Here is a 19,503-nt window from a genome sequence, read left to right on the forward strand (position 1 = left end):
GCCTGTGCGACGAGGCGGGCCCCTGGCTGAACGGCGGTTCCCAGGCTGGGGCACGGATCCTCTCGCCGAGTTCAACGATCTCATCGGCAGGATGGGGACCCTGCTGGAGTCCACCATGGGCGGCGCCATGGGCTCCATGACGGAGGGCATGGCCTGGTCGCCGCTGGCTGACCTGTCGGAAACCGATGACGCCTACCGCGTCGAAGTCGAGGTTCCCGGCGTCAAGCGCGAGGACCTCGACATCGAGATGACCGAACGCGAACTGACCATCACCGGCGAGTTCAAAGAACGCGAGCGCACCGGCATGCTGCGCCGCAGCACCCGCAGGACCGGCCGGTTCGAGTACCGCGCCGCGCTGCCCGGCGACATCAGCCCGGAGAACGTCGAGGCCACCCTCGACAACGGTGTGCTGACCGTCAAGGTACCGAAGGCGGAAGCCACCAAATCGCGCCGCATCGAGATCACGTCCGGACAGTGACCCCAGCTCGGACAGTGAGCCCTGCCCCCGTGCGGTGCGCGCCGTACGAGGGCAGGTGCGGGTTGGATGCGGTGACCGTCCCGGGCCGACTGGCCGGTCAGGACGTTTCCGTGGACGGATGCTCGGCTCGCGCGTGCGGCTGGGGATGACCGGCGGCGCGCAGCATCGGCGCGGTGTGCCGCTCGGGGCGGTGCCCGCCTTCGGCCGGAACGCGGCTGCGCGGCCCTTCCGCGTCGGGCAGGGGCACGGGGCGGCGGGCCACGAGGCGCCCGACCCAGCGCCGGCCGCAGTGTTCGCAGGGCGGAGCGCCCTGCGGCGTGTAGGGGGAGGGAACCGCCGTGTTGTCGCGGTAGAAGACCTCCCACTCGGCATCGAGGGCGTCCCGGTAGCGCTGCACGTCGTAGTCGACGCTCCAGCGGTGCCAGCACGAGCCGCAGGTGAACTCGACTCGTTCGACGGCAAGTTCGGTGATCACGGCACGGCACCTCCCATCCGGTTGGCGACTGTGGTCCGGGGCGCTGTGAGCGCGGCCTCGAGGGAGGGGTAGACGGGCAGGGCCTGGGCGAGACCGCTGTCGCGCAGGAGCCGCTCCACCCGCCCTTCGGGGCATATCAGGCGCAGCTCTCCCTCGTCCTCCTCCAGCATGGCCCGGACGGACATCAGGGCAGCCAGGCCGCCGGTGTCGGCCCAGGTCAGCTCGGACAGGTCCACGATCAGGTTGAGCAAGTGCCGGTGCTTGGCGGTGACGGCGGCCACGTAATCACACAGCTCACGGGCCGTGGTGGTGTCCAGGGCCCCTTTGATCTCCGTCACGGCCCAGCCGTTCTCCCAGTGGGAGGCGAGGAACACGGCCATGGTCCTCACTCCTGCCGCTCAGCGCCCGCCGTGGCCCGCCGCACGACGTTCAGGGTGCGGCGGCCCACGGTCATGTCGTCGATGCTGCGGTCTGCTGTTGTCTACCTGTATTCCCTCCTTATGTGCCGCTTCTTCCGCTTGCTTCCCGTGGGGCGGGATGTCAGCTCTCGATCCGCTGTGACTCCGCGTCCTTCCGGCCGACCTCGATGCGGCGGGGCTTGGCCTCTTCCGTCACCGGGATCTTCACGGTGAGCACGCCGGCGTCGTAGTGGGCGGTGATCTTCTCAGGGTCGAGCGAGTCGCCCAGCAGAAGCTGGCGGCTGAAGACGCCGTGGGGCCGCTCGGCGACGAGCAGGTCGGCCTCCTTGGCGTCCGGGCCGGGCCGCTCGGCTCGCACGGTCAGCACGTTGCGCTCCACGTTGAGGTCGACGGTGTCGGGATCGACGCCGGACAGGTCGAAGTGGACGACGAAGGCGTCGCCGCTCTGATAGGCGTCGATCGGCATGACGGCCGGCCGTGCCAGGGGGATGAGCGCAGCCATCGTGCAGCTCCTTTCACCTGGCGATCTGCCCATTCCGGGCTCCGGGAGTCCGGAATGCCTCTGAAACCCCCTATACATCCCCTCATCAGCCTTGACAAGATGAGACTCAAGTTTTATCTCAGGAATTGCGGCAAGTAAGGGTGAAGTCGCAGCTCGCAGTGGGCGAGGAGGTGGCGGGATGCCGACGCGGGACCAGGGTGGAGACCTGTATGCGGTGCTGGGAGTGGAGCCCTCGGCGACAGCCGAGGTGATCACCTCTGCCTTCCGCGCCCGGGTGCGGGAGCTGCGCCCCGACACCCGCGTGGATGCGGTCACCGCCGAACGGTTCGGCGAGGTGCGGTCGGCGTACGAGACGCTCCGCGATCCGGTCCTGCGCGCGGCGTACGACCAGACCTACCAGCGGACGGCCGAGCGGGCATACGACCCCGGCCCTGTCGTCGCGCGGCCGGTCCGGCCGGCGCCGCGTTACCTCGTGGTGCTCGGGGATGTCCGTCCCGAGCCGCCGCTGCGTGCGGGTCCGGTCCGGTGGATTCCCGGCCGGTGAGACGAAGAACGAGGTGAGGACGAGGAGGGGGAGCACAGATGGCACGTGCGGTTGGTATCGACCTGGGTACGACGAACTCGGTGGTCTCGGTCCTGGAGGGCGGCGAGCCCAGCGTCATCACCAACGCGGAAGGCGCGCGGACGACCCCGTCGGTGGTGGCGTTCTCCAAGAACGGCGAGGTGCTGGTCGGCGAGGTCGCCAAGCGGCAGGCCGTGACGAACGTGGAGCGCACGGCACGCTCCGTCAAGCGGCACATGGGCGACCACGCCTGGCGGTTCCCGGAGCACGGGGACGTCGACGGCAAGCGGTACACCGCGCAGGAGATCTCCGCGCGCGTGCTGCAGAAGCTCAAGCGGGACGCGGAGGCGTACCTGGGTGAGGACGTCACCGATGCCGTGGTCACCGTGCCCGCGTACTTCGACGACGCTCAGCGGCAGGCGACCAAGGAGGCCGGGGAGATCGCGGGCCTGAACGTGCTGCGGATCATCAACGAGCCGACGGCCGCTGCACTGGCCTACGGCCTGGACAAGGAGAACGACCAGACGGTCCTCGTCTTCGATCTGGGCGGCGGCACCTTCGACGTGTCGCTGCTGGAGATGGGCGAGGGCGTCATCGAGGTGAAGGCCACCAACGGCGACACCCACCTGGGCGGTGACGACTGGGACCAGCGGATCGTCGACCACCTGGTCACGCAGTTCAAGAACCACTACGGCGTGGACCTGGCCAAGGACAAGATGGCCGTGCAGCGCCTCAGGGAGGCGGCGGAAAAGGCGAAGGTCGAGCTGTCGTCGTCCACCGAGACGACCATCAACCTGCCCTACATCACCGCCTCGGCCGAAGGGCCGCTGCATCTGGACGAGAAGCTGACCCGCGCCCAGTTCGAGCAGCTGACGTCGGATCTGCTGGAGCGGTGCAAGGCGCCGTTCCACAATGCGATCAAGGATGCCGGGATCAAGGTCTCCGACATCGACCACGTCGTCCTGGTGGGCGGCTCGACCCGTATGCCGGCGGTGACCGAGCTGGTGAAGGAGCTGACCGGCAAGGACCCGCACAAGGGTGTCAACCCGGACGAGGTCGTGGCCGTCGGCGCGAGCCTGCAGGCGGGTGTCCTCAAGGGCGAGGTCAAGGACGTCCTGCTGCTCGACGTGACCCCGCTGTCCCTGGGCATCGAGACCAAGGGCGGCATCATGACCAAGCTCATCGAGCGCAACACCACGATCCCCACCCGCCGTTCGGAGATCTTCACCACCGCCGAGGACAACCAGCCGTCGGTGACCGTGCAGGTCTACCAGGGCGAGCGGGAGATCGCGGCGTACAACAAGAAGCTCGGCATGTTCGAGCTGACCGGCCTGCCCCCGGCGCCGCGCGGGGTGCCGCAGATCGAGGTCGCCTTCGACATCGACGCCAACGGAATCATGCACGTCTCGGCGAAGGACCTGGGCACCGGCAAGGAGCAGAAGATGACCGTCACGGGCGGCTCGGCGCTGCCCAAGGACGACATCGACCGCATGGTCCGGGAGGCCGAGCAGCACGCCGAGGAGGACCGCAAGCGGCGTGAGGCGGCGGAGACCCGCAACCAGGGCGAGCAACTCGTCTACTCGACCGAGAAGCTCCTCAAGGACAACGCGGAGAACATCCCGGCGGACGCCAAGTCCGAGACGGAGACGGCGCTGACCGACCTGAAGGAGAAGCTGAAGGAGGAGGGTGCGGACACGGCGGCAATCCGGCAGGCGATCGACCGTACCGCGCAGGCCGCGCAGAAGATCGGCACGGCTCTGTACGAGAAGTCTCGGGCCGAGCAACCGGCGGGTGCGGCCGGGGCGTCCCCGGGCGGTGCGGCCGGTGGGCCTGAGGATGAAGTGGTGGACGCAGAGATCGTCGACGACGACAAGCCGGAGGCTGGCTGACGATGACCAGGAGCGGTCCGCAGAGCACCGAACTTGAGCAGCTGCGGCGCCTGGTTCAGGAGCGGACCGCCGACCTGCAGCGGATCAAGGCCGAGTACGACAACTACCGCAAGCGGGTGCGGCGGGACCGCCTGGCCGTGCGCGAGATCGCGGTGGCCAACGTGCTCAAGGCGCTGCTGCCCGTGCTGGACGCCGTCGACCGGGCGTGTGCCAACGAGCCGCTCACGCCCGGTCTGAGGGACATCGCCGACAGCCTGCAGGAGCAGCTCGGCTCGCTGGGCGTCATGTCGTTCGGTGAGGTGGGCGATCGGTTCGACCCGGCCTGCCACGACGCTCTGACGCACCATGTTGTCCCCGATGCGGACCGCCTGGTGTGCTCGGCGGTCCTGCGTCCCGGCTACCGTCTTGGAGAGAGCCTGCTGCGCCCGGCCACCGTGGAGGTCACCGGGCCGGCCCCGCCCGCGAGGAGCGCATCGACGCCGGAGTGCGGCGTACGGGATGCATCCGCCCCGGCAGGCAAGCCGCCGTTGCCCGTCTCGCGGAGCTGACAGGCTTGCCCCTACCTGGGTACCGGGGGAAGAGGGCATCCGCATTGGACGCCCTGAGATTGCCGGCAAGCGGAGGTGACGAGACGATGCAGCACCATGAGTTCCTCGCTCGCGTACGTGAGCTCGGCGAATACGACAGCCAGGACGAAGCCGCGAAGGTCACCGAAGCGGTGCTGAGCGTGCTGGCCCAGCGCATCAGCCCCGGCGAGGTCGATGATCTTGCCTCCCAGCTGCCCGGACCGCTCGGACAGGCGCTGGTGGATGCTGAACCAGATCATCAGCCAGCTCCCCTCCGGCTACGCCGTCCTGTTCGGCAAAGCCGACCTGGCCGGCTGAAACCAGGATCCGGGGCACCCCCGGATACGGCCACACTGTCGGCGTGGAGACCGCCACCGCCGCTCGGCCAGGGAGTGGCCAACACAGTCTGCGCATCCCGGGCCGGACATACCGCTTCTGACACGATCGGTTACTGGTACAGGCGCTCCAGGTACTGCGAGCCGTAGTACGCCTCCAGTTCCTCCACGCTCTCCGAACGGCGATCGTGCGCCTTCGCGAGTACCGCGCGGGACGGCGCCGCTTCCGGCCGCCAGGTCTCCGGCTGCCAGACTCCGCCGCGCAGCAGGGCTCTCGGGCAGTGGTAGAAGACCTGGTCGATCTCGACGAGCAGGGCCAGCTGTGGACGATTCCCCTTCACGACCATGTCGTCGAAGAAGGGCGCATCGCGCAGGATGCGCGCGCGGCCGTTGATGCGCAGCGTGTCGGGGCGGCCGGGGATCAGGTAGAGCAGCCCCACGTGGGGATTGGCCAGGATGTTGCGGAAGCCGTCGGCCCGGCGGTTCCCGGGACGTTCGGGGATCGCGATCGTCGTGTCGTCGAGCACGAGCGTGAACCCGGCCGGGTCACCCTTCGGTGACGCGTCGCAGCTGCCGTCGGCGCCCGAGGTCGCCACCATGCACAGCGGCGACGCGGCCAGCCACTGGCGGTCGTGCTCGTGCAGGCTCCGCCGGACCTTGACCCGCGCGCCCGGTGTCGGCTCGCCGAGCAGTTCCCCCAGCTCGTCCGGTGACGTCACCTCGACCAGATCTGTGAGCAGCACGGACCTCACCCCCTCCCATTGGTACGTGAACAGGTCGAGCGTAGACGACGGTTCGCTATCAGTGGCCGGTGCGAGGATCCCCCGGAATCCGCACGACAGCACCCGAGCGGGAGCCGGGCCTTGACGCCCAGGGGTTCCGTCAGAATCGGCTGCGGCGAGGCCACGTGTCACGCGGTTGGGAACTCGCTTCTCAGAAGGAATCTGCGGGATTAACTGGCCCGGGCGCACTGCCTGGGCGCGGTCGGGGCAGGAGTTGTGACAGCACTTCCCCGTGGCCTCCGTGTCGCGGCGTGCTTCCCGGGGAGCGGCCTCGCGTGCTCGCTGTTCCGGCCGCGCCGCGGAGGCAGTACACCCTCCGGCAACAGCAGGCACACCGCGACGCGTACCGGCTACCGCCTCGGCGACCGTCTGCTCCGCCCGGCCACCTTGAGGTCACCGGACCGGTTCCACCCCCGAGGAATCCGCTTCATCCCGGCACCCCTGCCAGGCCCTCTCGGATGCGCAACGGCGTTGACGGGCCGCAGCCATCCGAGGCGGCCACTTGCCCCCGAGCGAGCCGAAGTGCTAAACGAGGGATTAGCACTCTCGCAGTGAGAGTGCTAACGGCGGGTCGGGTGACGTGCTCGTGCGGCCGTGAGGGAAACCTCCGGCGCGCGGGTGAACGTCGCGGGCGTCACCCCGGGCCACCGTCATCGTCTCAAGAATTCGATGCGGAGGAGACCGTACCGATGACTGCGAAGATCATCGCTTATGAGGAGGAGGCGCGCCGCGCTCTGGAGCGCGGCATGAACCAGCTCGCGGACGCCGTAAAGGTGACGCTCGGCCCCAAGGGCCGCAACGTGGTCCTGGACAAGAAGTGGGGCGCCCCCACGATCACCAACGATGGTGTCTCCATCGCCAAGGAGATCGAGCTTCAGGACCCGTACGAGAAGATCGGCGCCGAGCTGGTCAAGGAAGTCGCCAAGAAGACGGACGACGTCGCCGGTGACGGTACGACCACCGCGACCGTGCTCGCCCAGGCCCTGGTCAAGGAGGGGCTGCGCAACGTCGCCGCCGGTGCCAACCCGATGGCTCTCAAGCGCGGTATCGAGAAGGCCGTCGAGGCCGTCTCCGCGGCCGTGCTGGAGCAGGCCAAGGAGCTGGAGACCAAGGAGGAGATCGCCAACACGGCCGCGGTGTCTGCGGGCGGGGACCGGGCGATCGGTGAGCTGATCGCCGAGGCCATGGACAAGGTCGGCAAGGAAGGCGTCATCACCGTCGAGGAGTCCAACACCTTCGGCCTGGAGCTGGAGCTCACCGAGGGTATGCGCTTCGACAAGGGCTACATCTCGCCGTACTTCGTCACCGACGCCGAACGCATGGAAGCGGTCCTGGAGGACCCGTACATCCTGCTGGTCGGCTCCAAGGTCACTGCGGTGAAGGATCTGCTGCCGCTCCTGGAGCAGGTGATGCGGGAGAGCCGGCCGCTGCTGGTGATCGCCGAGGACGTGGAGGGCGAGGCGCTGGCGACCCTGGTCGTCAACAAGATCCGTGGCACCTTCAAGTCCGTCGCCGTCAAGGCCCCGGGCTTCGGCGACCGCCGCAAGGCGATGCTCGGCGACATGGCCGTGCTCACCGGTGCCACGGTCGTGTCCGACGAGGTCGGCCTGAAGCTGGAGCACGCTGGCCTGGACGTGCTGGGCCGGGCCCGCAAGGTGGTCGTCACCAAGGACGACACCACCATCGTGGAGGGCGCCGGCGACGGCAGCGCGATCGAGGGCAGGGTCAAGCAGATCCGCGCCGAGATCGAACGCTCGGACTCCGACTACGACCGCGAGAAGCTGCAGGAGCGCTTGGCCAAGCTCGCCGGCGGCGTGGCCGTGATCAAGGCTGGCGCCGCCACCGAGGTGGAGCTCAAGGAGCGCAAGCACCGCATCGAGGACGCCGTCCGCAACGCGAAGGCCGCCGTCGAGGAGGGCATCGTCGCCGGTGGCGGCGTGGCCCTGCTGCAGGCGTCCGAGAAGGCGTTCGAGAAGCTGGAGGTGGACGACGAGGAGCGGACCGGTGTGGAGATGGTCCGCCGCGCGCTGACCGCCCCGCTGCAGCAGATCGCCCGCAACGCCGGCCTGGAGGGCGGTGTCGTGGTGGAGAAGGTGCGGACGCTGCCCGTCGGCCACGGTCTGAACGCCGCGACCGGCGAGTACGTGGACATGCTGGCCGCGGGCATCATCGACCCGGCGAAGGTGACCCGCTCCGCGCTGCAGAACGCCGCTTCCATCGCCGCGCTGTTCCTCACCACGGAGGCCGTCATCGCCGACAAGCCCGAGGAAAAGGAACCGGCGGCCGCCGGGGCCGGCGCCGAATTCTGATCGCCGCGGGCCCGGAGCCGGACCGAGGCGGGCGCCGGTGGCCGCAACAGCAGACCGCCGGCGCCCGCCAAGTGGCGCGCATGGGAACCCCGGGGGACTCGTGCACCGGCAGCCGACCGGAATAGGTGTGGTCAGCCTGTTGCCGTTCTCCTGAGCCCGGAGGAATCGTGGCCCGTAGGCCAGACGCGGTGGAGAGGAGAGCCGCCGGCGCTGCTCCGGTTCATCTGCAGGGGGGACATGAGAGTCGAAGTGGTCCAACCCGCTGCCGGCGTGTTGTTCGGCGTCCCGAACGATACGCACGAGGAGATCATTACGCTCATCGACGCCGTTGCCAGGACACCGCAGGCACACGTCTCCGGTCTGGCCGCAGCATTCGGCGAATGGTGCTGGCTTGTCTACACCACCCACGGCGACATCATCGAAGTCCTCGACGTCGGCTGCTGCACGATGATCCTGAAAGCCGAGCCAGGGCCGAGTCTCCTGCGGAACCCGGGCCTCATGCGCTGGATACCGGTTGCCGCTTGGCGACGGCCGGCACGTACTCGCCGAGGAAGGTGCGGCTCCACCAGGCACTGTTCGCGCGCAGTTCCGACCAGCTGGTGAACCGGTACTCGTACAGGCAGATCCGGACGACAGCAGGCGGCGAGCCCGGGAAGGGATTGCGGTGCAGCAAACTCAGCACGGCCGGGTTGTTCTCCAACAGGGCGAGGAGCAAGGCGGGGAGCCAGCCGGCCGCGTACACAGGGGAGAGCGCGGCGAACCACATCAGCCAGTCCAGCCTGAGGTGGTACGGGGCCACCTGCGGCGGAAGCCGCCGCATGCCGCCCGGCTTGCCCTTGAAGACGTACTCCTGCCACACGGTCTCTTCGGTGATCTCCGGCTCGTCGGTGCCCTCGACGATCAGCTCGTACCGGGTGCGGCCCACGCTGCCGAACGCGCCGTAGGTGTTGACCAGGTGCAGCGGAGTGAAGGACGCGTTCATGACCTGGCTGCGGGAGAGCAGGTTACGCACCGGCCAGTAGCTGAGCACCACCACCAGGGCGGCGACAGCCAGCACGAGGCCTTCGAACCACACCGGTGCGGCGGCGAAACGCGGCGCAGGACCCAGCGCGCCGGTGACCTGCGAGCCGCCGATCGCGGACAGCGCCAGCACGATCGTCAGCCAGTTCAGCCAGGCGAAGTTGCCGGACGCGACCAGCCACAGCTGGGTGATGATCACCAAGCCGGCGGCGATGCTCGCCGCCGGCTGCGGCGCGAACAGGGCAAACGGCACGAGGAGTTGTGCGACGTGGTTGGCCACCGCCTCCACGCGATGGACGGGCTTGGGGAGGTGGTGGAAGAACCAGCTGAGCGGGCCGGGCAGCGGCTGGGTCTCGTGGTGGTAGTACAGGCACGTCAGATCCCGCCAGCAGGAATCGCCGCGCAGCTTGATCAGCCCGGCGCCGAACTCAAGCCGGAACAGCAGCCAGATCAGCAGCCCTCGCACCAGCACGGGCGGCGCGACGTCGTCGTTGCCGAGGAAGATCGCCAGGAAGCCGGCCTCCAGCAGCAGGTATTCCCACATGAACCCGTACCAGGTCTGCCCGACGTTGACGATGGACAGGTACAGCGCCCACAGCAGCGCCCACATCACCATCGCCGCCCACAGCGGCAGCCGGTCCGGCACCCCCGCCGCCACCGCGGCGGATCCCGCGGTGCCCGTCCAGGCCATGGCGGCGAAGAAACGGTCCGAGTAGTGCAGCTGGAAGATACTCGGAGCCCGCCTGAACGCCACCTGCGCGGTGAAGCGCGGCACCGGCAGCAGCCCCCGCTCCCCGATCAGCCCGCGGAACTGCAGGGCCGAGCTGACGAACGCGACGCAGTACAGCACGGCCAGACCGCGCTGGAAAAGCATCCGGCCCAGCCAGTAGTCAGGGTCCGTGAACCAGTCCATGACGGCATGCCTCCGCACATCCGCCTGGCGCTAACACCCTCTTCTCGTCATCTTGACATTTACCCCGTTCATGGCCTATCTAATTATCACAAATATCTGGATTGCTCCGACTTGTTGGCGATGTGAGAGGAGGGCCGGGCAGCCGACCCAGCCGGCGCCCACCGGAAGGCGCCGGTCGTACCGCTGGGGTCTGCCCGGACTGCGGAAAGGGGTGGTGTCAGAGTGCCTCGGCGTGACGCCTCCCTTTCCCTGTCCTGGCGCCCCGAGCGGGGCTGGCTGATCGTGAACGCGGCCGGAGAGCTGTCCATGGCGACGCGGGCGGAACTGCGGGCCTATCTGACGCTCGTGACCTCGATGCCCGGCAGCGACCCCTCCCGGCTCGTCATCGACGTCTCCCGCGTGACCGCCTGCGACGCCATGGGGCTCGGCGCCCTGTTCGGTGCACACCTTCGTGCCGCCTGCTACGGCGGCCGGCTCCATCTGGTGTGCCCGGAAGGACCGTTGCTGCACGTGCTCGACGTCACCGGCCTGCGGCACGCCGTACCGGTACACCCGACCGTGGCTGAGGCGCTGCCCTCTTCCCTCACGCCGACGGCCCGGTCGTCGGGCACGGTGACTGCGGCACCAGGCGGCAACCGCGACCAGCGCGAAGCGGACGGCAGGGGGTGAGCGGAGGTGATCAGGTACGCCGGATTCCGCCCGAGCAGCGGGGACGGCTTCGTCCCGGCCACCGAGCTGGCGGCCGCCGCCGTCGACGCCCGAGGAACGGTCACCGCCTGGAGCCCCGGCGCCCAGGCCCTGCTGGGCTACAGCCCCGAGGACATCGTGGGCCGCGCGGCCGCCGAACTGCTCGAGGACGGGCTGCCCGACTCCGCACGACGGCACCTGGCCGACCGGCAGGCATGGATCGGCCGGGTCCTGCTGCGCGACCAGGCCGGCCGCACGATCGAGGCCGAACTACGAGCATGCCCGCTGCTGAACGGCAAGGGCGAGGTGCAGTGGATCCTGCAGGCGCCCGTGCCCCAGGAGAGCGACGGCGCCGCCCTCGCACTGCAGCGCAGCCTGCTGCAGCACCACCTCCCCGCCCAGCAGGCGCTGGAGACAGCCGCCCGCTACCTGCCCGCCGATCCCCACGCCGGCGTCGGCGGGGACTGGTTCGACGTCATCGCCCTGTCCGGCGCACGGATGGCACTGGTCGTCGGCGACGTCGTCGGCCACGGCCTGAACGCCTCCGCGGCCATGGGACGGCTACGCACGGCCGTGCGCACCCTCGCCGATGTCGACCTGCCCCCGGACGAGCTGCTGTCCGACCTCGACGACCTCATCCTCGACGAAGTCAGGGACGGCACCGAGATGGCCGGGGAGATCGGCGCGACCTGCCTGTACGCGGTGTACGACCCGGTCACCTGCCACTGCACCCTGGCCAGCGCCGGCCACCCGCCGCCCGCTGTGCTCACCCCGGATGGCACCGTCTCCTTCGTCGACGTCGAACCGGGACCGCCGCTGGGGGTGGGCGGCGCGCCCTTCGACGCCGTCGACATCGCCCTGCCGGAAGGCAGCCTGCTCGCGCTGTACAGCGACGGCCTGATCGAAGCCCGCGACCGCGACATCGACGCGGGCATGAAGGCCCTGCGCGAGGCGCTCGCCCGGCCGGCGCCCTCTCTGGACGCCCTGTGCGACACCGTCCTGCAGACCCTGCTGCCCGACGGGCACGCCGACGACGTGGCGCTCCTCATCGCCCGCACCCACGCGCTGGACGCCGCGCACGTCGCCTCCTGGAAGGTGCCCGCCGCCCCGGCCGCCGTCGCACAGGCCCGCCGCGAGGCCGCAGCCCAGCTCAGGCGGTGGGGGCTGTCCGAGGCGGTGCCCACCACCGAACTGCTCGTCAGTGAACTGGTCACCAATGCCATCCGTCACGCCCGCGCCCCCATCGAGCTGCGCCTGATCCACGACGGCAGCCTGATCTGCGAGGTCTCCGACGCCAGCAGCACCTCCCCCCACCCGCGCCGTGCCCACACCCTGGACGAGGGCGGCCGCGGCCTGCTGCTCGTCGGACAGCTCTCCGACCGGTGGGGCACCCGCCACACACCCGGCGGAAAGACCATCTGGACCGAACAAGAACATCCGCTGCACGCCACCACGGCCCCGGACAAGGACGCCAGCGGGCATCCGCCGGTGCCGGTCGCCTAGGGAGGAGAGCATGCGACTCGAGTGGAACGCCTTCATCGCCGCAGTCCAAGAACGCGGAGAATACCCGTCGCAGGAGGAGGCGGAACGGGCCTCCCGGGTCGTGCTGGCCCTGCTGGGCGCTCACCTGGTGGGCGAGGTGCGCGCCGAGTTGGCCGCCCGGCTTCCTGAGACGCTGGCGTATGTCCTGCTCAACCCGCTCCAAGCACATGAACCGCTGACACCCGAGAGGTTCATCCGGGCGACCGCAGCCTGGATCGAAGGCGCCACGGAGAAGACCGCCACATGGGACGTCAGCGCCGTACTCAGCGTCGTGGCCGACATCGCGGGCGAGGACCTGATGAACCACATCCTGTTCCAGCTCCCGCCCGGCTACGACCTGCTCTTCGGCCACCCGCGACCGAGCTGACCACCACCGGTCGTCAGCCGGAACCGGCGGACGCCGGAATGACAGACTCGGGGGAACGGCGTCCAGGCGGCTCCCGGGATGCCGACAACGTGATACGCCTGCTCAACCAGTCAGAGACATCCGGGCAACGCGGGCCAGGTGACCGTCGCCAGAGGGGTGGAAGAACGCGAACGTCATCAAGGCCGTGCCGGACAAGGCCCAGCTCCCTGTATGGGTTCGTGCCCTGAACGAGGGCAAGCTCGTGTACATGGCAGTCCCTAAGGGGTTCTCACAACGACCCGGGCGTTCGGCATGCGATCACTGGCCCCCAGGGTCAATCGGCTCCCGAGGGCAGCATCGGCTGACAGCGCCATGCAGTCGACCTATCCGCGAGGCCGGGCTCCACGCGACGACCACACAGCTTGACCCTGCCCTGCCTACCTGTCAGTAAAGTCAGCATTGGGTCAGCATTCGTCCGGCCAAAGCGGCCTTCAGATGCCCACACGTCGGAAACGCGGGATGCCCTCGGAGGTGTCCGTGCGGCAGCATCCGACGGCCTAGCCGCCACAGATACTCTTTGCGAGGCGGGCGGCGAGATCGTCTCGAACCTACCTGACCGGAAGACCGGATACTCCCAGGTCAGCGCGCCCTTCCGCGTGGTTTCAACGGCACCGGCGGCAGTTCGGGTGCTGGCAGCGGAGATCCGTCGTACCCCTTCACCTCGCCGAATCGAGCCCCCTTCATCCAGTCCTCGCGAGCCTGTACGATTTCCTCCTGGGAGCGGGCGACGAAGTTCCACCACATGATCAGCTCCTCCGCGAACGGCTCGCCGCCCAGCAGCATGATTCCGGCGTCCGACTCGGCGCGCAGCGGGAGTTCGGAGCGGCCGCAGCCGAGGTAGAGCAGCGAGCCGGGGGGCACCGGCACGCCGTCCACGTGGACCTCGCCGGACATGGCCAGCACGCCGTACTCGAAGTCGGGCTCCAGGGGCAGCCGTACGTCGGCGCCCCGGGCGAGGGCGACATCGGCGCCGATGATCGGGGTGTACGTCGTACCGGGTGAAGCGGAGCCGTCGAGGTCGCCGAGGATCACCGTGGCGGTCAGGCCGGGCGCGGTGACCGTGGGCAGGTCCGGGTGGTGCTCGAACTGCGGGTCGGCGTGGCGGTGTTCGTCGGGCAGCGCGACCCACAGCTGGGCGCCGTGCAGGAATCGGGCGTGCGGGCGCGGGCTCTCCTCGGAGTGGCTGATCCCGCGGCCCGAGGTCATCAGGCCCAGCTGCCTGGGCCGGATCGTCTGCAGGCTGCCCGTCGAGTCGCGGTGCAGCACCTCGCCCTCGTGCAGCCAGCTGACCGTCTGCAGCCCGATGTGCGGATGCGGCGGAACCTGCATGCCGGGTTCGTCGGCGATGTCGTCCGGGCCGTAGTGGTCGACGAAGGCCCACGCGCCGATCATGCGGCGGCCGAGGTTCGGCAGCAGCCGGCGCACCTCGGTCGACTCGCCCAGCCGCACCTGACGGGGGCTCAGCAGTTCGCGGACGGGCTCGGCCACGACGAATCCGCGGCCGCCGCAGACGCTGGGCACGGGTGCGCGGTCAAGGTTGCTCATGGCGGACAACTTAGCGGTGCGGGCGGTGTACCGGTGAGCGCGGAAACCGGCATTCTCCTTTGTTCGGTCAATCAACTGACGTGCATTCGGGGGCAACGCAGATGATCCGACCTGGACGGCGACCGCCGCCGGCGACGGGGGCCGGTCACACGCCGTCGGCCCGTCTACCCCCCGTCCAGTCCGACGCCAGCACCGACCAGATCTCCTCGTCGTGTCGCTCGCCCCGGTACAGGTAACTCTCCCGGAGGACGGCCTCCTTGCGCATGCCCAGCCGCCGGGCGACCCCGATGCTGGGGATGTTCCCCGCCGACACCCACCACTCCACCCGGTGGATGCCCCGCTCCCGGATCGCCCAGTCGATGAGCACACGGGCGGCCCTGGTCACCAACCCCCGGCCCACCGCTGCCGGTTCCAGCCAGCAGCCTGCCTCCGCCGTGCCCTGAGGGACGTCCATCCGGCGCAGGATCACCGCTCCGACCAGCGTGCGGTCGAGCCGGATCCCCCGGATGAGGCCCGCGTCGGCCGCCTCCTTCCCGGCGTACGCCGTCAGGAACTCCCGGGCGGCCGCCAGGTCCGTGACCACGTCCGGGAGACCGTTGAACCGTCCGATGAACTCCCGGCCGCGGTCCACATGGGCGAGGAACTCCTCGGCCTGCCAGGGCTGGAGGGGACACAGCTCGGCGCCGTCGGCACCGAGGGAGGTCGCGTACATGGTCGCCTTCGGGTGATCGGGTGATCGGGTGGGACATCTGGTTGGCCAGCCTACGGGCGGACCCTTCCCCGGGTGCCGTGAGGGCCCCGTCCAGCTCCATGAACCACTGCCGGACCGCCCGCCCGTCGGCGCCGGGATCTCGCCCATGCCGGCGCCCTGTTCGCCGTACGCCATGCCGAGCGAACGGCCCCCGTCATCGCCCGGCGTGAGGCGACGGGTCTTGGAGAGGGAGGCCTCATCCGGGGCAGTTGGGGCAGCTGGGGCAGTCGGGGCTGCCGGGGCCTAGGGGCCATGGAGGCGTCAGGTGGGGCAGGGGCACCCTGGCTCCTCAGCCGAATGGCGGCACCGAAGCGCGGGGCCGACCATGGAGCCATGGGGCGCGGCCGCCGCCGCAGCGCCGGTGGCGACCGAGGCTGCCGGGAACAGTGGCCGGCCCCGGCCCCGGTCCGCGCGCGACTTCCCCCGCGGCCACCTCGAAGCCCTCCATCTGACCGGGTTGGACTTCGCCGTGGCCACCTTCGAACCCGGTTGGCGCTGGTCGGAGTCGGTGGGGCCGATCGCGGGCACCGAGAGCTGCATGGTCCACCACAACGGCTATGTGGTGCAGGGACGAATGCATCTCCGTATGGACGACGGCGGCGAGCGCGAGGTCGGCCCCGGAGACGTGTTCGTGTGCGGGCCCGGCCACGACGCCTGGGTCGTCGGGGACGAGCAGGTCGTGGTCTACGACTTCGCCGGGACCATGGCGAAGGAGTACGCGAAGGGCTGAAAGAGGGGCTGCCCCTGTGGAACCGGGTCGCACGGCGTGCGACCCGGTCGCATGTCCAGGGCAGTACGGTCCTTTGGCGTCACCCGTCGAAGGCCGCCGCTCCCTCCTCCGCGAAGGCGACCGCGTCCGGGTGGCCGAACAGGCCGGGCAGGCCGCCGGTGTGGAGGAACACCGTCTTCTCGCCGGGCCGGACGTCACCGTCGCGGACGGCGGCCCGGAGTCCGGCCAGGGCCCGGCCCGTGTAGATGGGGTCGAGGACCAGGCCCTCGGTGCGGGCGGCGAGCCGGAGCGCCTCGGTCACCGGGCCGGTCAGCGTCGCGTACCCGGCGCCCACCTGGTCGCGGCGCACCCGCAGCCCCTCCGGCGTGATCTCCCCGGTCGAGAGCGGTGCCGCGAACTCGGCGACGGCCGCGGCCGGGTCGGCCAGCGCGCCCACGTCGACGCCGAGCACCGAGCCGGCGCCCAGGGCCGCGACCAGGCCGGCCATGGTGCCGCCCGAACCGAGCGCGACCACCACCGTGCGCAGCTCAGGCACCTGCTCGTCCAGTTCCTCGCCGCAACGCACATAGCCCCGGGCGCCCGGCACCCCCGACCCGCCGAACGGGATCAGCGCGGGCCGGGCACCGCCCCCACGCAGCCGCGCGCACACCTCGGCCGCCGCGGCGTCCAGCCCGGCCTGGTCCACCTCGCCCGCCCACGCGATCCGCGCCCCGAACAGCCCGTCCAGCGCGAGGTTCCCGGACCGGGAGGCGCCCGGCTCGCCGCGCAGCACGAGGACGGCGGACAGGCCCAGCCGGGCGGCCGCGGCGGCGGTCAGCCGGGCGTGGTTGCTCTGCGGGGCGCCCGTGGTCACGAGCGTGTCCGCGCCCTCGGCGAGTGCCGCGCCCACGGTCCACTCCAGTTTGCGGATCTTGTTGCCGCCGCCGCCCAGACCGGTCAGGTCGTCCCGTTTGATCCACAGGTCCGCGGGCCCGAGCCCGAGCGCCGCACCGAGCCGGGGCGCCGGTTCGACGGGGGTGGGGAAGGTGCCGAGCGGTACGGGGGAGTGGCTCATGGCGTACGTACGTCCTTCGGTGCGGAGCAGGTGCGAATCGTGCGAATCGGTGCCGATCGGGTGCTGATCGGTGCCGATCGCGGTCGTCCGGACCAGTCGATCACACCGGCAGCAGCCGGGCGATCAGCGCGCTGAGCTGACGGGCCGTACGGCACTCGTGCATCTCGATCAGTTCGGCATAGGCGGGTGCGGCCGAGTCGCCGGTGCCCCATCGGTCCCGCGGCTCGGGGTTCAGCCAGTACACGCGGCGGGCCCGCCCGGCGACCTCGCGTACGGCGGCCAGGTTCGGGTCGCTCATGTTCGTCCGGGCGTCCCCGAGGACGAACACGGTGGTGCGCGGGCCCACCGCGTCGCCGTACCGCGCGGTGAACTCGCCAAGTGCCACGCCGTAGTCGCTGCTGCCGTGCCAGCCGGTGAGCGTGGCCTCGGCGTGGATGCGGGCGCCGAGCCCGTCGGGGTCGGCGCGGCCGTGGTCGAGCAGGCCGGTCACCTCGTCGAGCCGGTTGACGAAGGCGAACACGCGGACCTTGCTGAACTGGTCGTGCAGCGCCTGCACCAGCAGCATCGTGAAGTCGGAGAAGCCGGACACCGAGCCGGACACGTCGCACAGCAGCACCAGTTCGGGGCGCACGGGGCGGCGCCGGCGCAGTACCGGCCGCATCGGCACCCCGCCCGTGGACAGCGAGGAGCGCAGGGTACGGCGCAGGTCTACGGTGCCGCGCGCGGCCCGGCGCCGACGCGCGGCGAGCCGGGTGGCCAGCTTGCGCGCGAGCGGCTGAACCGCCCTGCGCAGCTCGGCCAGTTGGTTCCGGTTCGCGTACAGGAAGTCCACCCGGTCCGCGGTCGGTACGACACCGCGCCGGGCGATCTCGTCCCGCCCGCGCCGCTCGGCGACCCTGCGTCGTGCCTCTGCTCCGACCATCCGCCGGAAGTCCTCGATACGGCGCCGGATCTCGTCGTCCAGCAGCCGGTCCGTGAAGCCGGCACCGCTCGCGCCCTGACCCCGGACGTCTGCCCGCACGCGCGCCAACAGGGTCTGCGGGCGCAGCCGGTCCAGCGTCTGGTACGCCGAGAAGCCGTCCGAGCCGGGTGAACTGCCGTAGCCGCCGAGGGCGTCGACCGATTCCACCGCCAACCGGGCCATCAGGGAGCGGTCGTCCGCCGCCAGGGCTTCGGCCAGACGGTCGCGCAGCGCCTCGCGGTCCCTGGATTCTCCGTCCGGGCCCCCCACCCCGCGCGGGAAGTACAGGTCGAAGACCGGGTCGAACACCGCCCGCTGAGCGGGGCCGTGCAGCAGTGTCGCGGCCAGCCCCTCCCGCAGCAGCTCCCGGTCGGCGAGACCCAGCGCCTCCGCGGCACGGGCCGCGTCCACGGTCTCGCCGGTGCCGATCCGCACGCCGTGGGCGCGCAGCGCGCCGACCAGCCCGGTGATCCGCTCGGCGACGGCGGTCACAGTGCGTCCAGGTCGAGCTTCGCCGCCGCCTTCTGGATGTCGTCCTGATGCTTGAGGATCACTCCGAGGCTGTCCCGTACGACCGTCTCGTCCAGGGTGTCGGCGCCCAGGGCCAGCAGGGTGCGCGCCCAGTCGATGGTCTCCGCGACGGACGGCACCTTGCGCAGGTCCATCGCGCGCAGCGCGCCGACCACCCGGACCACCGACTCGGCCAGCGCCGCGTCGAGGCCCGGCACCTTCAGCCGTACGATCCGCCGCTCCAGCTCCTCCTCGGGGAAGCCGATGTGCAGGAACAGACAGCGGCGGCGCAGCGCCTCGGACAGCTCCCGGCCGGCGTTGGAGGTGAGGACGACGAACGGGCGCCGGGTCGCGGTGACCGTGCCCAGCTCCGGGACCGTGATCTGGAAGTCGCTGAGCACCTCCAGCAGCAGTCCCTCCATCTCGACGTCGGCCTTGTCGGTCTCGTCGATCAACAGCACGGTGGGTTCGTCACCGCGGATGGCGGTCAGCAGCGGGCGGGGGAGCAGGAACTCCTCGCTGAAGATGTCGGTGCGGGTCTCGTCCCAGCTCTCGTCACGGCCGGCGCTGATGCGCAGCAGCTGCTTGGCGTGGTTCCACTCGTACAGCGCGCGGGACTCGTCCACGCCCTCGTAGCACTGGAGCCGGACCAGCCGGGTCCCGGCGACCTGGGCGACGGCCTTGGCCAGCTCGGTCTTGCCGACCCCGGCGGGGCCCTCCACCAGCAGCGGCTTGCCGAGCCGGTCGGCGAGGAACACGGTCGTGGCGACGGCGGGCGAGGCGAGGTAGCCGGTCTCGGCGAGGCGGGCGGAGACGTCGTCGACGGACGTGAACAACGGGGCCTCCGGCGGGTCGGGAGTGGAGTCCGGACTCCTATCTAAGCGCTTGTTCAGCGTTTCTGTCACGTGGATTCGGGGGACGACGTCGGCTCCACGACCCTGAAGCACAGCTCCGTCACCCGCAACACGGCCGGCGCCGGAGGCGGCATCCACAAGGCGTCCGGGACCGTCACCCGCGCCGACAGTGGATCACCGCCCGACGGTCACCACGATCTTCCCGAACTGCTG

Annotated in this window: 19 protein-coding genes and 2 pseudogenes; 11 read left to right on the forward strand and 10 right to left on the reverse strand. The window is 70.4% G+C overall.

Translation table 11 applies throughout. The features are described 5' to 3' along the window. Positions 1–115 precede the first annotated feature (115 nt). Positions 116–478, forward strand: a complete 363-nt coding sequence (locus ACZ418_RS11675; RefSeq protein ID WP_468360634.1) for an Hsp20/alpha crystallin family protein — start codon at positions 116–118, stop codon at positions 476–478. A 97-nt stretch (positions 479–575) separates the two neighbouring features. On the opposite strand, the gene ACZ418_RS11680 is transcribed toward ACZ418_RS11675, so the two are convergent. From ACZ418_RS11680 to ACZ418_RS11690, 3 genes are all read right to left on the reverse strand, one after another. Beyond that, on the reverse strand, positions 576–953 hold the full coding sequence (locus tag ACZ418_RS11680; RefSeq protein ID WP_468360637.1) for a hypothetical protein: 378 nt from the start codon (positions 951–953) through the stop codon (positions 576–578). Continuing rightward, complete coding sequence (locus ACZ418_RS11685) at positions 950–1,333, reverse strand: STAS domain-containing protein (protein ID WP_468360640.1); 384 nt, start codon at positions 1,331–1,333, stop codon at positions 950–952. Before ACZ418_RS11685 ends, ACZ418_RS11680 begins: the two co-directional genes overlap by 4 nt. 160 nt (positions 1,334–1,493) lie before the next feature. Continuing rightward, positions 1,494–1,874: an Hsp20/alpha crystallin family protein gene (locus ACZ418_RS11690; RefSeq protein WP_468360643.1), complete on the reverse strand. Its 381-nt coding sequence runs from the start codon at positions 1,872–1,874 to the stop codon at positions 1,494–1,496. Between the two features lie 178 nt (positions 1,875–2,052). On the opposite strand from ACZ418_RS11690, the gene ACZ418_RS11695 reads away from it, so the two are divergent. The 4 genes from ACZ418_RS11695 (at position 2,053) to ACZ418_RS11710 (ending at position 5,376) form a co-directional block, all read left to right on the forward strand. Continuing rightward, on the forward strand, positions 2,053–2,418 hold the full coding sequence (locus ACZ418_RS11695) for a J domain-containing protein (protein WP_468360646.1): 366 nt from the start codon (positions 2,053–2,055) through the stop codon (positions 2,416–2,418). Between the two features lie 38 nt (positions 2,419–2,456). After that, positions 2,457–4,325, forward strand: coding sequence for a molecular chaperone DnaK (gene dnaK / locus ACZ418_RS11700; protein WP_468360649.1), 1,869 nt, complete (start codon positions 2,457–2,459; stop codon positions 4,323–4,325). A gap of 2 nt (positions 4,326–4,327) precedes the next feature. Then, positions 4,328–4,873, forward strand: a complete 546-nt coding sequence (gene grpE, locus ACZ418_RS11705; protein WP_468360652.1) for a nucleotide exchange factor GrpE — start codon at positions 4,328–4,330, stop codon at positions 4,871–4,873. 86 nt (positions 4,874–4,959) lie between these two features. Further along, the gene (locus ACZ418_RS11710) at positions 4,960–5,376 is read left to right on the forward strand and encodes a DUF2267 domain-containing protein (RefSeq protein WP_468360655.1); all 417 of its coding nucleotides are present in this window, start codon (positions 4,960–4,962) and stop codon (positions 5,374–5,376) included. On the opposite strand, the gene ACZ418_RS11715 is transcribed toward ACZ418_RS11710, so the two are convergent. Beyond that, positions 5,340–5,969 (reverse strand): pyridoxamine 5'-phosphate oxidase family protein, encoded by a 630-nt coding sequence (locus ACZ418_RS11715; RefSeq protein WP_468360658.1) that lies wholly within the window; start codon positions 5,967–5,969, stop codon positions 5,340–5,342. The two genes, ACZ418_RS11710 and ACZ418_RS11715, sit on opposite strands and share 37 nt — an antisense overlap. A 728-nt stretch (positions 5,970–6,697) precedes the next feature. Here ACZ418_RS11715 and groL point away from each other — a divergent pair. Next, the gene (gene groL / locus ACZ418_RS11720; protein WP_468360661.1) at positions 6,698–8,317 is read left to right on the forward strand and encodes a chaperonin GroEL; all 1,620 of its coding nucleotides are present in this window, start codon (positions 6,698–6,700) and stop codon (positions 8,315–8,317) included. A gap of 496 nt (positions 8,318–8,813) precedes the next feature. On the opposite strand, the gene ACZ418_RS11725 is transcribed toward groL, so the two are convergent. Then, complete coding sequence (locus ACZ418_RS11725) at positions 8,814–10,250, reverse strand: lipase maturation factor family protein (RefSeq protein WP_468360663.1); 1,437 nt, start codon at positions 10,248–10,250, stop codon at positions 8,814–8,816. 222 nt (positions 10,251–10,472) lie between these two features. Between ACZ418_RS11725 and ACZ418_RS11730 the strand changes: the two genes are divergently transcribed. From ACZ418_RS11730 to ACZ418_RS11745, 4 genes and pseudogenes are all read left to right on the forward strand, one after another. Next, on the forward strand, positions 10,473–10,919 hold the full coding sequence (locus ACZ418_RS11730) for an STAS domain-containing protein (RefSeq protein ID WP_468360666.1): 447 nt from the start codon (positions 10,473–10,475) through the stop codon (positions 10,917–10,919). 6 nt (positions 10,920–10,925) lie between these two features. Continuing rightward, positions 10,926–11,198, forward strand: a pseudogene (locus ACZ418_RS11735) (PAS domain-containing protein); the annotation flags it as partial. Positions 11,199–11,291: 93 nt separating this feature from the next. Further along, positions 11,292–12,440, forward strand: a pseudogene (locus ACZ418_RS11740) (SpoIIE family protein phosphatase); the annotation flags it as partial. 10 nt (positions 12,441–12,450) lie between these two features. Beyond that, a complete protein-coding gene (locus ACZ418_RS11745) occupies positions 12,451–12,846 on the forward strand; it encodes a DUF2267 domain-containing protein (protein ID WP_468360669.1) in 396 nt (131 codons plus the stop codon). A gap of 618 nt (positions 12,847–13,464) precedes the next feature. On the opposite strand, the gene ACZ418_RS11750 is transcribed toward ACZ418_RS11745, so the two are convergent. Next, positions 13,465–14,430, reverse strand: coding sequence for a pirin family protein (locus tag ACZ418_RS11750; RefSeq protein ID WP_468360672.1), 966 nt, complete (start codon positions 14,428–14,430; stop codon positions 13,465–13,467). 145 nt (positions 14,431–14,575) lie between these two features. Continuing rightward, positions 14,576–15,142, reverse strand: a complete 567-nt coding sequence (locus ACZ418_RS11755) for a GNAT family N-acetyltransferase (protein WP_468360675.1) — start codon at positions 15,140–15,142, stop codon at positions 14,576–14,578. A 364-nt stretch (positions 15,143–15,506) separates the two neighbouring features. Here ACZ418_RS11755 and ACZ418_RS11760 point away from each other — a divergent pair, with 364 nt between their 5' ends. After that, positions 15,507–15,911: a cupin domain-containing protein gene (locus ACZ418_RS11760; protein WP_468360678.1), complete on the forward strand. Its 405-nt coding sequence runs from the start codon at positions 15,507–15,509 to the stop codon at positions 15,909–15,911. Positions 15,912–15,990: 79 nt separating this feature from the next. Here the strand turns inward: ACZ418_RS11760 and ACZ418_RS11765 are convergent, their stop codons facing one another. From ACZ418_RS11765 to ACZ418_RS11775, 3 genes are all read right to left on the reverse strand, one after another. Continuing rightward, entirely contained in the window at positions 15,991–16,965 is a 975-nt protein-coding gene (locus ACZ418_RS11765) for a pyridoxal-phosphate dependent enzyme (protein ID WP_468360681.1), read from the reverse strand. A gap of 100 nt (positions 16,966–17,065) precedes the next feature. Continuing rightward, positions 17,066–18,418, reverse strand: coding sequence for a vWA domain-containing protein (locus ACZ418_RS11770; protein WP_468360684.1), 1,353 nt, complete (start codon positions 18,416–18,418; stop codon positions 17,066–17,068). Further along, on the reverse strand, positions 18,415–19,272 hold the full coding sequence (locus ACZ418_RS11775; protein WP_468360687.1) for an AAA family ATPase: 858 nt from the start codon (positions 19,270–19,272) through the stop codon (positions 18,415–18,417). Before ACZ418_RS11775 ends, ACZ418_RS11770 begins: the two co-directional genes overlap by 4 nt. Positions 19,273–19,503: the final 231 nt, after the last annotated feature.

The organism is Streptomyces sp. NPDC030820, from assembly GCF_055572075.1.